This is a genomic window from Caballeronia sp. LZ032 (genome assembly GCF_031451315.1).
GTDB lineage: Bacteria > Pseudomonadota > Gammaproteobacteria > Burkholderiales > Burkholderiaceae > Caballeronia.
Genome location: NZ_JARUXP010000002.1, coordinates 1,101,208 through 1,116,236, shown reverse-complemented (window position 1 = coordinate 1,116,236; position 15,029 = coordinate 1,101,208). Strand labels below are relative to the sequence as shown.

Here is a 15,029-nt window from a genome sequence, read left to right as displayed (position 1 = left end):
TCGCGAACCCGGCGATCGGCTGTGTGCCGCGGATTTGTCGATGGCACGGCCCCGGCATTCTCCCGCGAGCATGTTTAAACTAGGCGGACTAACGACTTGTCCGTATCATCGATCACGCTGAAAGACCGACCCGAGATCGTGGCTCTGCCAATCGGGCTTCACTCCGCGCGGGCAAGTGCCGTGCGAAAACATCGAGCGGTGATGACCATGGCGCGACTACTATCGGTGAATGTCGGGCTTCCGCGCGACATCGAGTGGAAAGGCCGCACGGTGCATACCGGCATCTGGAAAAAACCCGTGCGCGGCCGGTGCCACGTCGGACGGCTGAACCTCGATGGCGACGGCCAAGGCGATCTGGCGGGCCACGGCGGCGAGCAGCGTGCCGTCTTCGTCTACCAGATCGAATCGTCGCGCTACTGGCAGGCGGAATTGAAGCGCAACGACCTTGCCTGCGGACAGTTCGGCGAAAATTTCACGATCGAAGGACTGCCCGATTCCGATGCGTGCATCGGCGACCGCTATCGGATCGGCGGCGCGCTGTTCGAAGTGACGCAGCCCCGTGTAACCTGCTATCGCGTCGGTATCCGCATGAACGATCCGCGGATGCCCGCCCTGCTCACATCGAGCGGACGACCCGGCTTCTACTTACGCGTCCTGCAGGAGGGCGACGTGGGCGCGGGCGACGAGATCGTGAAGATCGGTGAAGCCGAAGAGCGCATGAGCGTCACGCAGGTCAATGCGCTGCTTTACTCAGCTCATCATCCGCGCGATCAACTGGAGCGAGCGTTGCGGATCGAAGCGCTGTCGCCGGGGTGGCGGCGGTCTTTTGAGGCGCTTCTCAAGGACGGCGCGAAGGGCGGAAATCCCGGGCTCGCGGCGGCAGCCGCAGCGAATGCCGCCGCACCGGGTTTCCAGCCACTCAAGGTCTCGGCAGTCAAATTTGAATCCGCCGACGTGCTCTCGCTCAACTTCAAAAATGCGGATGGTCGTCCGCTGCCACCCGCTCTACCGGGGCAATTTCTGGTGTTGCGTCTGCAGCGAACGGCCGGCGGACCGCCGCTTTTCCGCAGTTATTCGATTTCAGGCGGGCCTTCACTGGAGAGCTACCGGATCAGCGTGAAGATCGAGCCGGGTGGCGCAGCCGGGTCATATCTCCAGCACGTGCGCGTTGGCGATACGATCGACGTCAGCGCGCCGCGCGGCAGCTTCCTTCTGCAGTCGGGCGACGGACCCGTGGTGCTGCTCAGCGCGGGCATCGGCGCGACGCCGGTTCTCTCGATGCTGCACGCGCTTTCGACGGCACGCTCGACGCGGCCGGTCTTGTGGATGCACGCCGCGCGCGACGGACAGCATCATCCGTTCGCCGCCGAAGCTCGCGGTCTGATATCCACGCTCGCCCACGGACGCAGCCACGTCTGTTACAGCAAGCCTGCCTCGGGCGATCGCGAGGGAGTTGATTTCGACGCGACCGGGCGCCTCTCGCACGCGGTTCTGAGCGGGGCTGGTATCACGCGCGACGCGGACATCTATGTTTGCGGACCGTTGCGCTTCATGGACGATGTGAAAGCGGCGCTCTCCGGCATGGGCGTGGGGCCGGAACGGATTCACGCCGAAATGTTCAACGGCGGCGAATCGCTGAATCCGGGCATCGTCGGAGCGGCGAAACGCAGTCCCCATGTGCCGAAGGACGATGCCGACACGGGGCCGCTGGTGTCGTTCGCAAGGAGCGGCATTACCGCGCACTGGGATCGGTCGGTTTACCAGAGCGTTCTCGAACTGGCTGAAGCCTGCGACGTTCCCGTGCGGTGGTCGTGCCGCACGGGTGTCTGTCACAACTGCGAAAGCGGTCTGGTGTCGGGCACGGTGGCCTATGAGGCAGAGCCGCTCGACCGACCCGCCGAAGGCAACCTGCTCATCTGCTGCGCGCAGCCGGTTCGGGACATCGTCGTCGATCTGTAAGCCATCGGCAATTCGACCCGCACGGCGGAAACTTGCGAGCAACATTCAGCGCTCAGTCCGCTCGTCGGTAAGCATGCTCGACAGCATGCCCGGCGACAATTCGACCTCGCGCTCGCTGAACGGAGAGCGCGACCACGCCTTGACGCAGCGCCGCGTGCCATCGCGATAGTGCAGTGAGGCCGGATCGTCCGACTCATAGTGCGCGAGCAGCGTATCGGCGTGCGGATCATCGGTGTGAATTCGACGACCTGCGGGTAGCTCTTGCCATGCGCATCGCGATCGAGCTTTAGCCCTTGCCTATTCAACTCGCGCAACGGGCACGCCACCGCGAAGTAGTCTCCTCGGACCGCAGCCGCCGTACCGCGGAGTTTTCTCGTCGCCATCGACCGAATCTCCGCCATGCATGTCGAGATGTTGCTCACTTAATTTCGTCCACCGGCGAACGACCAAAGCAGACAATCGCCCGGCAGCCATTCGTGCGCCTTTGTCTTGCGGGGTGCGCGTCATGGATCCGTAGCCGTTAAAGGTTATTCGATGCCTGTCATCGATCACAGGAATGTGACGGTGCCTCTGCGCGTGTTGGCAGGCGTTCGCCCGCGGCGACCGTCGACCGAACTGCTGGACCCGACCCCGAGACGCCGCTCGCGCTCCAGCGGCCTGAACGACCGGTATTGAGAAATGAACGCCCCTCATTCCGTCGCGCAAGCCGGTCAAAGTTCTACGGCGTTCTACCTTGTTCGTCGCGCGCGCTCGTCACGACAATCAACACTTCGGCGTCGCTGCCGAGGCTGTGAATGCGATGCCTGACCAAGCCCGGAAACTGGGCGAAGTCACCCTGGCGCAAGATGACGGACTGATCCGCCAGTTCGATCTCAATCGCGCCCGAGAGTACGAAAAAAATCTCGTCGCCCGAATGGAACGCGGCTTCCTTCAAGTCGGCGTCTGACGAAAATCGCACGAGCAACGCCGTTGGACCGTCGCCGTCATCACTGCCGTGAGCGCGGCTAAGCGGCGCGAAATCGTAGCCGGCGCCACCCTCACGGCTGAAATTCCTGTCGCCCCTCCGCACCACGTGCACCACGCCCTGGTCTGTCTTTTCGCCGAGCAGCGTTGCCGCGGACGTGGAAAGCGCCTGCGCCACCCGCATCAGCGCAGACACCGACACGCTCTTTTCGCCGCGCTCGAAACGCGACAGATGCCCCTTGCTGATCCCTGTGCGGCTCGCGAGTTCATCAAGGGTGAGACCGCGCCGCTGCCTGAGCGCGCGCGTCAGTTCGCCAGGGTGTTGGACCTCGGAGCCAGATGCGCGCTCCGCGGGCCGTACGGCCGCGCGCCCGCGCGATTTTGCAGTCAACAAACGTTGTCTCACCGATAAACGAGGGGCCCTGTCATGCCGCCCGAGAGCGTCTTTCGAATTTATTTTGACAGGGATTTCAACGGCGATTCTAAACGAATAGACTGGCAGCACCGTGGACAACTCTGTTGTCTAACGGGCAAACCTCAGGCAAACTTCGGGCAAAAAAGGCAGCACGACGCGACAGGGAGAGGCGATGGACACAGTTGAACAGAATGCGGCAAGTCCCGCGCGGGCCAGTGCGCCGGCGGATCGGCAGATGGTGCGGGTGGCAGCGGCCTCGATGGCGGGCACGGCCATCGAAGCGTTCGATTTTCTGGCCTACGGCACGGCCGCGGCACTCGTCTTCAACAAGCTGTTCTTTCCAAGTCTGGATCCGGCGACCGGCACGCTCGCCGCATTCGGCGCGTTCGCGGCGGGTCTCTTTGCACGGCCGCTCGGCGGCATCATCTTCGGCCATTTCGGCGACAAGATTGGCCGCAAATCCATACTGATCTGGAGTCTGGTGTTGATGGGCATCTGCACGACGCTCATCGGCCTGCTGCCCACCTACGAGTCCATCGGCATCTGGGCGGCGGTCCTGCTCGTGCTGCTGCGGATCGGCCAGGGCGTGTCGTTCGGCGGCGAACTGGGCGGCGCCGTGCTGATGGCCGTCGAGCACGCGCCGGCGGGCGCGAAGTCGTTCTATGGCAGCCTGCCGCAAGCCGGCGCGCCGATCGGCATCCTGCTGTCCACTGGCGCCTTCGCGCTGGTGAACATGCTGCCCAACGCGAGCTTCATGGCATGGGGCTGGCGCATCCCGTTTCTTGCGAGCGCCGCGCTCATCGCGATCGGCGTGTTCATTCGCATGAAGGTGGAAGAGACGCCCGATTTCAAGGCCGTCAAGACCCAGCACAGGGTGGCGTCGATTCCCGCCCGCGACGTGCTCGTCTCGCACATGCGGCCGCTGTTGCTGGCGATCGGCGGCAAGCTCGCGGAAGTGACGCTGGTGTACACGATCATCGTGTTCTCGATTTCCTATGCCACCGGCAATCTCGGCTTTACCCGCGCCAACGCACTGAATGCCGTGCTGCTCGGCTCGCTCGTGCAGATCTTCACCATTCCGCTGTTCGGCTGGCTGGGCGACAGGATCGGCGCGCGGCGGCTGTATATCATCGGCACGCTGTTGCTCGCCGTGATGGCCGTGCCGCTCTTCCACGCAATGGGCACCGGCTCGCTCACGCTGTATACGCTCGCGGCCATTACGGCGCTCGCGCTGAACTATGCGATCATCTTCGGACCGCAATCGAGCCTGTATGCCGCGCAGTTTCCGCCCGAGTTGCGCTACTCCGGCATTTCGATGGGCATTCAGGTTGCCGCTGCACTCGGCGGCGGCCTCGCGCCGCTGATCGCCGCCTCGCTCGTCAAGCATCTGGGCGGTATCGGCTCGGTCGGCATCTACCTGAGCGCGCTGGGACTGATCGGCGCGCTGAGTGCCTGGCTGATGAAACCCACCTCTTCCGACTAACCCGAATGCCACTCCGGAATCCATCGCGATGATGACACTCTACGACCATCCGCTGTCCGGCAACTGCCACAAGGTCCGGATGCTGCTTGCCATGACCGGTCTACCGTATCGCAGCGAATTCGTCGACGTGCCGAACGAAGCGCATCATGCGCCGTGGTTCGGCGACATCAACCCGTTACGGCAGATTCCCGCACTGGACGATGACGGCTACCTCGTCTGCGACAGCCAGTCGATCCTTACCTATCTCGCGCACCGTCACGCGCCGCAATGGCTCGGCGATACGTCTCGAACCCATGCGCGCGTCGCGCAATGGCTGTCGTTCGCGGCGAATGAAATCGGCAACAGCCTGCAACCGGCGCGGCTGTACTACCTGCTCGGCGAGAAGGTGGATATCGAAGCGGTGAGCGCGAAGGGCAAGCGCGTGCTGGGCGTGCTCGATGCCTATCTCGCGCAGCACGCATGGCTGGCGGCCGATCGGCCCACGATCGCGGACCTCGCGTGCATGCCGTATGTCGGCCTGTCGCGCGAAGGCCATTTGCCGCTCGATGATTATCCGAACGCGACCGCCTGGATCGAGCGCATCACCGCGCTGCCCGGTTATGTCACGATGAAAGGCTTGCCGCAGCCGGCAGGCCAGCGGGCGAACTGACCAGACGAATCCGCGTATGCTCGATCAGAGCCACGCGAATCCCTGTTGGAGACTGATGATGTTGACTGAAGCAAAGCAGGCAGTGACCGAACACGCCGTCAGCGAGATGGCCGCGCGGCTGGACACGGGCAACTGGACCGAGCGCGAGAAAGTGGTGCTGACGTGCCGCATGCTGGCGATGGAAAATCACTCGGAGACGCTGGCCGGACAGATCACCGTGCGCCGCGACGACGGCACCTATCTGACCACGCCGCTCGCGGTGGCGTTCGATGAAGTCGAACCGCGCCATGTCATGCATATCGACGAATCGCTGCGCGTGATCGAAGGCGTCGGCATGCCGAATCCGGCGGTGCGGTTTCATATGTGGGTGTATCGGCGCCGGCCGGATGTGAAAAGTATCGTTCACACGCATCCGCCCTATGTCTCCACGCTGTCGATGACCGGCCGCCCGTTGCGTGTCGCGCACATGGACGCCACGCCCTTCTTCGACGATTGCGCGTTCCTCAAGGAATGGCCGGGCTTGCCGATCGCGGACGATGAAGGCGAGATCATTTCGTCGGCGCTTGGCAGCCGCCGGTCGATCCTGCTCGCGCATCACGGCTTTCTGGCGGCGACGTCGTCGATCGAGGAGACCGCCTATCTCTCGCTGCTGATCGAGCGTGCCGCGCGCAACCAGATTCGCGCGGAAACACTTGGACCGATTGCGGAACTGAACCCGGTACTGGCGAAGGAATCGCATGATTTCCTGTTGCAGCCGAACGTGGTCAAGGCGAGTTTCGCGATGTTCGCGCGGCGGGTTCTGCGTCAGGATGTCGACGCACTGAAGGCGCGCTGACCCCTGGACGATACGCATGGCGCTTTGCACTTCGCGCCAAAGCTCGATACTCGGCCCCTTCGTATGACTCTTACGTAGGGTGACCGGCCGCTCGAATGACCGTGTCGGAGCGTTGCCAAACGGCCGGAGCTGGCCAGAACCCGCCACTCCGTGAACCAGGTAAATACGCACACGACGCTATCACACACCCCAAGCCACGGCATCACGCGGCATGCATGCCAACTCAAGAGCCTCTACAGCCCGACGCGCCAGATCGAGCGACGAGCGCGCCACCGCCGACCTGAAAGTCCATCTCCGCCACGCCCTCAAAACCGCATGACCATCCCCACCCCCACGACCATCAACCCCGTCCCAATCGCTCGCATCCACCCCAACGGATGCTCCGCGACCCCAATCAACCCAAAGTGATCGATCGCAACCGAAGCCACGAGGTTCGCGCAGATCGTCAACCCGTTGAGCGTCCCGACACCGACCTTCTGCACCAAGGTCAGTCCAGCAAACACCGCGACCGCCCCCACGATCCCGCCGAGCGGTGCCCACCATTTCATGCTGCGCAGGTCATCCAGCGTGGGCAATGGCACCGGCTGAATCCAGAACATGGCAATAGCCAGAAACGTCACAAGCAGAAACGACACACTCGACGCAAGCCACGGATTGACCAACGCGCCTTTGAGTTGCCCGTTGATCGGAGCGCCTGCAGCCTGAAGAATGCCGCCAAGGATGATGAAGGGATAAATCCATGCGCTGCTCATGTTTCATGTCTCCGTAGGCAAGGCAACGATCAATGTGCAAACAAGAGCCGACATCCAAGCGCCAGAGCAAGCGCCGGAACCATGACAGCAAACCCAACCTTCAGGAACTGCATGAAGCTCACTTCCTCGCCTTCGCGTCGAATCGACGACAGCCAGAGAATTGTCGCGAGCGAGCCGGTGATCGAAAGATTCGGTCCAAGATCGACGCCGATCAGCAGCGCATCGATGACGCGTTCCGGGCTGTGCGCCTGCAAGGCCGTCGCGCTCGCGATGAGTCCGGCGGGCAGGTTATTGATCGCGTTGCTGCCGAACGCGATGACAAGCCCCGATACCGCCGCGGCCATCGGCTGATTCTGCTGGCTTGCCTGTCGCAGTAGCGCCGAGAGTTCGCGTATGACGCCCGTATGATCGAGCACCTCGACCAATACGAAAAGCCCCGCGACGAGCGGCAATACGCTCCACGATATGTCGCTGACAAGTTCCACAGGTGACTGGCGTTCCTTGATCAACACGATCATCGTCGTGAGAATGCCGAGTACCGCAGTAGGCAGCCCGAGTTGCAGATCGAATGCCGAGACGACCAGCAGCGCAACCGCCGTCACACCCATGCTCGCCAGCGTGAGTTTGCCGTTCGTGCTGAGCGGTTCAACCGGCAGATCACGCGCGCACGAACCACTCAGATTCGCGCGCTGTGTCCACCGCAACATCACGAACGTAACGATGATCGACAACGCCGATGGCAACGCAAATCGCGCAACCCATAAACCAAGCGCCGGCGTGTGATTCGCATAAAGCACGAGGTTCGCGGGGTTGGATATCGGCAGGACGAAGCTCGCCGCATTCGCGATGAACGCGCATACGTACAGCAAGGGAAGCGGTTTCGTATTCGCCTTCTTTGCAGCCGCGAACACTGCAGGCGTGAGAACGACGGCCGCCGCGTCGTTCGACAGAAAGGTCGTCACCACCACGCCCACGAGATAGACCAGCAAGAACAGCTTGCGCGGCGATCCCTTTGCGTAATTGACGGCATGCACCGCCACCCAGTCGAACAAGCCTTCACGGCGTCCGAGTTCCGACAGCAGCATCATGCCGATGAGAAACAGATAAACGTCCGTACCCTTGCCGATCGCCTGCCAGGCAAGCTGCGCGGGAATCAGCCCGAGCACGACGAGCATGATCGCGCCGGCCACGGCCCAGACTGCTTCGGGCCAGCGGAACGGCCGCAGGATCACACCGGCAGTCGCGGCGAACGCGATGCCCCATGAAAGAAAAATCGGGTTCATGTGGTCAGAGGGGCGTCGTGTGTATCGTCGCGGACAAGGCCGCAGGCTTTTTTCAATGTCGTGCCGAAGAGGAGCCACAGCGCGAGCGACCCCGTCGATATAGCGCCAAGCACGAGAAAGGCGCTCGCATAGCCGAAGTGTTGAGCCAGCACGCCGCCCAGCGCAGGACTCAGCGCCGCGCCCGCGCCTTGCACCGTCATGACCACGCCCTGACCGGCATTCACCCGCCCCGTGCCTTGCAGCAGCCGCACCACCAGCGCGGGCACCGCGACGCTCTGCAAGCCCGCGCCGATGCCGTCGAGCGCCTGAACCGGCCACACGCCCCAGGCGGTGATGAACATCGCGGCGACCAAGCCGCGCAACGGCAGCGCGAGGAACGTGATCAGGATCACGCCCCAGTAACCGATTCGCTGAATGAGTCGGTTCGCGAAACAGGCCGCGACGACCATCACGAGTTGCGCGACGACGATCGTCTGCGCGGTGAAGGCGCTCGGATCGCCCTGATGCGCCGCGACGACCGCGAGGCCATAGAGCGGCAGCATCGCTGCATTGCCGAGATGGAACATCGCAAGCGACGCGGCGAGCAGCAGCAAGGGCCGGCACGTCAGCAGGACGCGAAAGCCGCTCGCATGCTCATGCTCAGGATTCGACGCTCCCAAGCCGCCGAGCCCCCGCGCGCTGTCGTGATCGATTGCATCGCGCCGGATGAGCAGCGTCGAGATGACCATCAGCACGGCAAACACGCCGGCCAGTCCGAACACCGCGCCGAATCCATAGCGCCATCCAAGCCAGCCCGACAGCGCCGCGCCGACCACGTTGCCCGCGTGATTCGCCACCTGGTTGCGGCCGAACTGCCGGTCGAAACCCTTCTCGCGCACGATTCCCAGCGTCACGCCGGCTACGGCCGGCCCGAGCGCGGCGCCTGTGACCGCAGTGAAGATCTGCGACGCCGCCACCATCCAGTAACCATGCGATACCCACAGCACGAGCGAGGCAAGCGTCGTCATCACGCCCGCGACAACAATGATGCCGCGCTTGTGATGCGTCGCATCGACCAGCGCACCCGCCGGAGAAGTCGCGAGCATGCCTGCGATACCGCCCAGCGTCATGACCGTGCCGATCGCCTCGGGAAGCCAGCCATGCGCCTGAAGAAAGACGCCCAGGAACGGCCCGATGCCCGCCTGCACATCGGCCATGAAGAAATTCAGTCCTTCGAGCGCGTACAGTGGATTCATGGCTCACCAATGGCGTCCGTTCTTGTTGGGCCCGAGCTGCGAGCCGACGATGCCGTGCTCCGGCCAGGGTTCGACGGCGTGCGCATCGGTGCCGAGCGCCGAGTGATGCTTGAGATGCCTGTCCGCGCGACCCGTCGCCGGAAGTGCGATGGAGTCTTCGCCGCTGCGTCCGTCGGCCGTGCGCGCCGTCACCGTCAAAGGCAGGCGATAGCTCGCGGTGACAGCGGGCAGGTGCGCCTGCCAGATCCCAACTTCGCCGGCGCGTGGAGCAAACTCGATGGGAATGCCTTCGAGACTGCCGGTGACGGACACGATCTCGTCATCGGACACCAGCACGCGCACACAATGCTCGTCGGTCGGGCGCGGCACCGAGCGGCTGCGATGCAACCGCCAGTCGGATGGACGCGTAATCATGACGAACGGCCACGCGGCATCCAGCGGTTGAAACTTCCAGCTCACCACACCGCCATCGACTGCCGCCACCGAAAACCCCGGGCGACCTGCGTCTTCCTCGATCTGCCCGGTGGAACGGGTCGCGGCATAGACCACCCAGCCGTCGTTGAGCAGCTCGTTGTAGTGCGTGTGGCCGGTGTCGACCATGGCCACGTTGGCGCGTGCGAACGCGTACGCCAGTGCGTGCCCGTCGGCGATGTCGCCGGGATAGGCGTGCATGAAGACGACGGGCGGTTCGAGGTCCTGCGCGGACGACGCAAGTTCTGCTTCGAGCCACCGATAGTCCGCACCCGACAGCCTGAAGTCCGGACCGCCGCGCCCCGCCGAGATGACATCGAGGAAGATGCACCGGTGGCCGTTCACGAGGCGCGACATCGGCAGGGGCGCATTGGCGAAGGCGTTGAACGCGTCGAGGTGGCCGGGCTCGTAGTCGTGATCGCCGGGAATGGCATGGAGCGGCGGCTTCAGCTTCGACACCTCAGCGAAGATGCGATGAAACTGCTCAGGCGTTCCGTTGTTGGCGTTGTCGCCCGGCAGGAAGGCGAAGTCGACACGGTCGGCCAGATGGCGATTGACCTGCTCGATCATCGCCTTCAGATGGTCGAGGCTTTCGTAGCGGTCGTCGTTCGACGCATGAAGGTCGCCGAAATGCACCCAGCTCAACATCGCACACGCTCCTTGAATGAGGCACGGCCTCGTCAGACGGCCTGCGGTGCATCGACGAGTTCGGCGATTTCATCGACCTCGATCGTGCGCCCGTGCCGGTTCTTCACGCCATGACCCCACGCGTGAACATGCGCGCCCGGCATCAGATAAGCGGCCAGTTCCGCGGCGGCATGAGGCGGCATGCGCAAGGACGTGCCGTCGTCCAGCAACGCGCCGCGCAATTCGCCTTTCGGACCGAACAGCGACAGCACCACTTCGCCGGACGCGTCCATCGGTTTGCGTTCGACGTCCGGCTTGTGATGCGGCTTGCCGTCGTGATGCGGGCCTTCGTCAAGAATCACGGCGCCGCTTCGGGTGGTCAGTGAAACGGCGGCGATCATGTCGGCATCGCGAGGCTTGACGCCGCGCACGCGAACAAGATCGCCGAGTGCGATGTGACGCGCGATCTGTTTCGACAGATGCGGAGGAACGTGAACCTGACGCAAGCCGACGACGAGACCGTCGACTTCACCGTGCGGGTTCAACAGAAAGCGCGTGACCTTGCCGCGCGTTTCCGGAAGGCTCGTGGGGTCGATCCAATGCATGTTCATGGTCCTCCAAGTTGTGATGGGTTTGCTTCAGGGCATCGGCGCGTTGCGGTCGTAGAGCGGAGTCAGCTTGCCCGGCGAGCCGAAGGCTGTTGCCTGTAGCGCGGTGCCGTATTGATTCTTCGTGCCATAGCCTTGCGCCGATACCGTCGCGCCCGTACGCACCAGTGTCGCGAACTGTTGCGCGACGGGTGGCGTGAGTTTGATGACGGTGCCGTCGGAGAGGATCACGCCGTCGGGTTCGCCGCGCGGCGCGGTCGTGATGTGCGCCACCTGTCCTTGCGCGCTCAGAGGCGAGAGTCCTGCTCCGCGCGCGGCCCGGGGCATCGGCGGTGCGCCGCGCATCGGCGGTTCGTCGATCACTTGACGGCCCGTCTGCGTGTCGGTGATGCGCTGGGCCGCAAAGCTGCCGCCTTCCTCGCGTTGTCCGCTCACTTGCACGAGATCGCCGCGACGCACCGCCGATGTCAGTTGCGCGCTCATGTGCGGTGGAAAGCGCACGAGGGTGCCGTCGTCGGTCATGAAGCCATCGACATCGCCATCCGGATTGGTCAGGAAGCGCGCGACCGTGCCTTGCGTGGTCGTAACTGAAGCCGCATCGGCGAGCGGAGGCGGGGGAGGCGGCGGCATCGGCGCTCCGGCGACGGGCGGCGGGTTCGGCGTTTCAGCAGGTTGTGCCGCACAGCCGGCGCTCGCTGCGAGCAAGGCCGTGAGCACAGCGATTCGCAACTGGGGGTACAAGGTCGATTGCATGATTCACTCCTTTCGCGTAGCGAGGAATCATTTGCAAGGGCCATGCCACTCGCGAAACGCCCGTGGCTCAAGGTGTTCGGCGATCGAGCCGGGTGGAGGTGTCAAGCAACCGGACAGCACCTGTCCGATTGCTTGACGCTTTACGCGGAAGCCTCCGACATGCCCAGCGCCGCCATGCGCGTATAAAGCGACTGGCGGCTGATGCCGAGCCGCCGCGCCGCCTCCGCGCGATTGCCGCCGGCCGCCGACAGCGCATGAACGATCAGCGCGCGCTCCAGTTGCGCCACCGCTTGCGGCAGGGGAAGCTCGAGCAGCGCGAGGGGAACCGCTTCATCCGCGCCGTCTCGCGTCGCGACCAGAAACGCGAAGTCATCGCGCGTCAGCACTTGTCCGGGCGCCAGCGCGCTGGCCCGTTCGATCGCATTGGCCAGCTCCCGCACATTGCCGGGCCAGGCGAACGTGGCGAGCAGGCGTTGTGCATCGGCTGAAAGATGCTTGCGCGCGATATCGGTCGATGCGCTCGCCAGGAAATGCTCGGCAAGCGGCAGGATATCGGCGACGCGCTCGCGCAGCGGCGGCATGTGCAACGGGATCACGTTCAGCCGGAACAGCAGGTCCTGCCGGAACGCGCCCGTCTCGACCATCGCGGCGAGATCGCGATGCGTGGCAGCGACCACCCGCACATCGACCGTCACGATCCGGTTGGTGCCCAGCGGCGTGACTTGCCGCTCCTGCAGCACGCGCAGGAGCTTGGCCTGCATGGGGAGCGGCATGTCGCCGATTTCATCGAGAAAGAGCGTGCCGCCGTGCGCCTCCTCGACGCGTCCTCGCCGGTCGCTGTGCGCGCCCGTGAACGCGCCCTTGCCGTGCCCGAAGAGTTCGCTTTCGAGCAGTTCGTCGGGGATGGCCGCGCAGTTCACCGCGACGAACGGACCGTTCGCACGCGCCGACGCACGGTGCAGCACGCGCGCCGCGATCTCTTTGCCGGTGCCCGTTTCGCCAGTGATCAGCACGGTCGAATTGCCGCTCGCCGCGCGGCCCAGGCGCTTCTGCACCTCACGCATGGTCTCGCTCACGCCGAGGAGTTGCGGCTCATGGGATCGCGCCTCGTCGGCGAATGCGCGCGCGGCGGGCGTGTCGACCCGCGCCGACAGAATGCGTTTCAGCAGTGCGGCGATCTCGTCCCGTCCGACCGGCTTGGTGAGGTGCTCGAACGCGCCGAGCCGCATCGCGCCAATGGTGTTGTCGCTGGTTGCGTGCGCGGTGAGCATCACGACCGGCACGGTCTCCAGCCCCGGCGTGTTGCGCAGCTGCTCCAGCACGGCGAGGCCGTCCGCGCCCGGCAAACGGAAGTCAAGAAAGATGCAGTCGGGCGCGGGTCGTCCGCGCAACTGCGCGAAGGCGTCGTCGCCGGAACGCGCCTCGGACGCCGCGTAGCCGAGGTCCTGCACGGTTTCCGCGAGGCCTTCGCGGAACGCGTCGTCGTCATCGATGATCAGGATGGTCGCCATGGCATGTCGATCACAAAGCGGGTCACGTTCGCATCGTCCGCGAGGAAGGCGCGGCCGCCATGTGCCGACGCAATTTCACGCACGACGGCAAGACCGAGCCCCGATCCGTCGGGGCGGCCCGTCACGAACGGCTCGAAGATCCGCTCGCGCTCGGCGGGGCGGACGCCGGGACCATTATCGATGACTTCGAGCCTGAGCCGTTCACCGCCGTCCGCCACGGCATGGGACGCGCGAATCATCACGTTCGATCCCGACGGCGTATGCCTGAGCGCGTTCACCAGAAAGTTGTCGAGCGCGCGCGCCAGTTGCGCGGGATCGAACACCGGCTGTGTCGGGCCGGGTGCGACTTCGGCGCCGAGCGTGACCTGCCTGCTTTCAGCGTGCGATTCGTGCGTATGAACGATATCGTCGAGCCACGCGCGCAGATCGACCTCACGGGCGTGGACCGTCACCGATTGCGTCAGCGCCAGCAGGCTCGTCACCTGCAATTCGATGCGTCCTACTTGCTCGATGATCGTCTTCAACGCGGCTTCCCGACGTGCAGCATCGCCGGCCAGCGCGTTCTCGGCCTTGAGCCGCATCGCGCCCGCCGGATTGCGAATCTCATGCGCGATCTGCGCCGCCATCTTTCCGAGCGTGCTGAAGCGCTCCGCCTGTGCGAGTTGCTGGTTCAACGCATCGGCATCGCGTTTGAGGCGCTCGGCGCGCTCGTCATAGCGGTTCAGCGCATCGACGATCGGGTCGAGATCGCGCTCGCCGAAACGTTCGAGCCGCTTGCCTTGCTCGAATGCGCCGTCGGGTGCGAGCGCACGTTCCAGCCGGGCGAGGTGCCGTCGCCAGCGCCTGAGCGTCAGCGCCAGGAACAGCGCCAGCACGACGATGACGGCGAGCACGCCCGCCAGAATCGCGCTGGCCCGCTCGCCGTAGGGTCCGAGCGGCGGGCGCGCGCGCGTCAGCGTCCAGGCGAACAGGTCCGCGTGACGCGGCACCGGACAGGCGATCGCGAGCACGGCGTCGCTGCCGCTCGACACGATGTCGGACTGCAACTGCCGGGCATTCGATGCGCTCTTCAGCGCACGCAGAATCAATGGCGTCTCGGCTTCGGGAATGTCGCGCTTGACGCCGCTGCCGCCATAGGTGGGGAAGGCGTACGCAATGAAGCCGTTCGATGCATTCGATGGCGGTTCACTGGTCCAGAAGCCGCCTTCGATGCCTTCGGTCTGGATCAGCACGAGATCGAGCACGGCGTGCATCAGGTCGACGTTGGTTTCGCCGGGTCGCTGCATCGACAGGTCGTAGCGCGAGGCAACCGCGGTACAGGCGGCCGCGGCTTGCTGCTTCGCGGTCACGACGCGCTCGCCCAGCGCCGACGACAACATGAGCCACACCGCGACACTCAGCAGGCCGCAGAGCACGGCGATGAGCGTCCAGAGCGTGAGCAGCTGAGTGGAAAACGACGGTCTCGGCATGAATGAATGGACGATG

General features: G+C 64.5%; 13 protein-coding genes. 4 read left to right on the top strand and 9 right to left on the bottom strand.

The genetic code is table 11. The features are described from left to right. Positions 1-96 precede the first annotated feature (96 nt). Positions 97-1,959 (top strand): MOSC and FAD-binding oxidoreductase domain-containing protein, encoded by a 1,863-nt coding sequence (locus tag QCE69_RS20655; RefSeq protein WP_309932657.1) that lies wholly within the window; start codon positions 97-99, stop codon positions 1,957-1,959. A gap of 718 nt (positions 1,960-2,677) precedes the next feature. Here the strand turns inward: QCE69_RS20655 and QCE69_RS20650 are convergent. Further along, complete coding sequence (locus tag QCE69_RS20650) at positions 2,678-3,427, bottom strand: XRE family transcriptional regulator (RefSeq protein WP_309932655.1); 750 nt, start codon at positions 3,425-3,427, stop codon at positions 2,678-2,680. Positions 3,428-3,509: 82 nt separating this feature from the next. Here QCE69_RS20650 and QCE69_RS20645 point away from each other — a divergent pair, with 82 nt between their 5' ends. From QCE69_RS20645 to QCE69_RS20635, 3 genes are read left to right on the top strand one after another with little or no spacing between them, the layout of a single operon-like run. Beyond that, a complete protein-coding gene (locus tag QCE69_RS20645; RefSeq protein ID WP_309932653.1) occupies positions 3,510-4,820 on the top strand; it encodes an MFS transporter in 1,311 nt (436 codons plus the stop codon). Positions 4,821-4,848: 28 nt separating this feature from the next. Next, on the top strand, positions 4,849-5,469 hold the full coding sequence (locus QCE69_RS20640; protein WP_309932651.1) for a glutathione S-transferase family protein: 621 nt from the start codon (positions 4,849-4,851) through the stop codon (positions 5,467-5,469). A gap of 58 nt (positions 5,470-5,527) precedes the next feature. After that, positions 5,528-6,304 carry an aldolase gene (locus QCE69_RS20635; RefSeq protein ID WP_309922493.1) on the top strand — a complete coding sequence of 259 codons (777 nt, stop codon included), beginning with the start codon at positions 5,528-5,530 and terminating at the stop codon, positions 6,302-6,304. 305 nt (positions 6,305-6,609) lie between these two features. Here the strand turns inward: QCE69_RS20635 and QCE69_RS20630 are convergent, their stop codons facing one another. From QCE69_RS20630 to QCE69_RS20595, 8 genes are all read right to left on the bottom strand, one after another. Next, positions 6,610-7,056, bottom strand: coding sequence for a DMT family transporter (locus QCE69_RS20630; protein WP_309922490.1), 447 nt, complete (start codon positions 7,054-7,056; stop codon positions 6,610-6,612). A gap of 29 nt (positions 7,057-7,085) precedes the next feature. Beyond that, on the bottom strand, positions 7,086-8,339 hold the full coding sequence (locus tag QCE69_RS20625) for an arsenic transporter (RefSeq protein ID WP_309932648.1): 1,254 nt from the start codon (positions 8,337-8,339) through the stop codon (positions 7,086-7,088). Then, a complete protein-coding gene (locus tag QCE69_RS20620; RefSeq protein ID WP_309932646.1) occupies positions 8,336-9,574 on the bottom strand; it encodes an MFS transporter in 1,239 nt (412 codons plus the stop codon). Before QCE69_RS20620 ends, QCE69_RS20625 begins: the two co-directional genes overlap by 4 nt. A 3-nt stretch (positions 9,575-9,577) precedes the next feature. Continuing rightward, the gene (locus QCE69_RS20615; RefSeq protein WP_309932644.1) at positions 9,578-10,693 is read right to left on the bottom strand and encodes a metallophosphoesterase; all 1,116 of its coding nucleotides are present in this window, start codon (positions 10,691-10,693) and stop codon (positions 9,578-9,580) included. Positions 10,694-10,725: 32 nt separating this feature from the next. Beyond that, positions 10,726-11,277, bottom strand: coding sequence for a hypothetical protein (locus QCE69_RS20610; protein ID WP_309922476.1), 552 nt, complete (start codon positions 11,275-11,277; stop codon positions 10,726-10,728). Between the two features lie 33 nt (positions 11,278-11,310). After that, a complete protein-coding gene (locus tag QCE69_RS20605; protein ID WP_309932642.1) occupies positions 11,311-12,033 on the bottom strand; it encodes a hypothetical protein in 723 nt (240 codons plus the stop codon). 140 nt (positions 12,034-12,173) lie between these two features. Next, positions 12,174-13,544, bottom strand: a complete 1,371-nt coding sequence (locus tag QCE69_RS20600; RefSeq protein ID WP_309932640.1) for a sigma-54 dependent transcriptional regulator — start codon at positions 13,542-13,544, stop codon at positions 12,174-12,176. Next, complete coding sequence (locus QCE69_RS20595) at positions 13,529-15,013, bottom strand: HAMP domain-containing sensor histidine kinase (RefSeq protein WP_309932639.1); 1,485 nt, start codon at positions 15,011-15,013, stop codon at positions 13,529-13,531. Before QCE69_RS20595 ends, QCE69_RS20600 begins: the two co-directional genes overlap by 16 nt. Positions 15,014-15,029 lie beyond the last annotated feature (16 nt).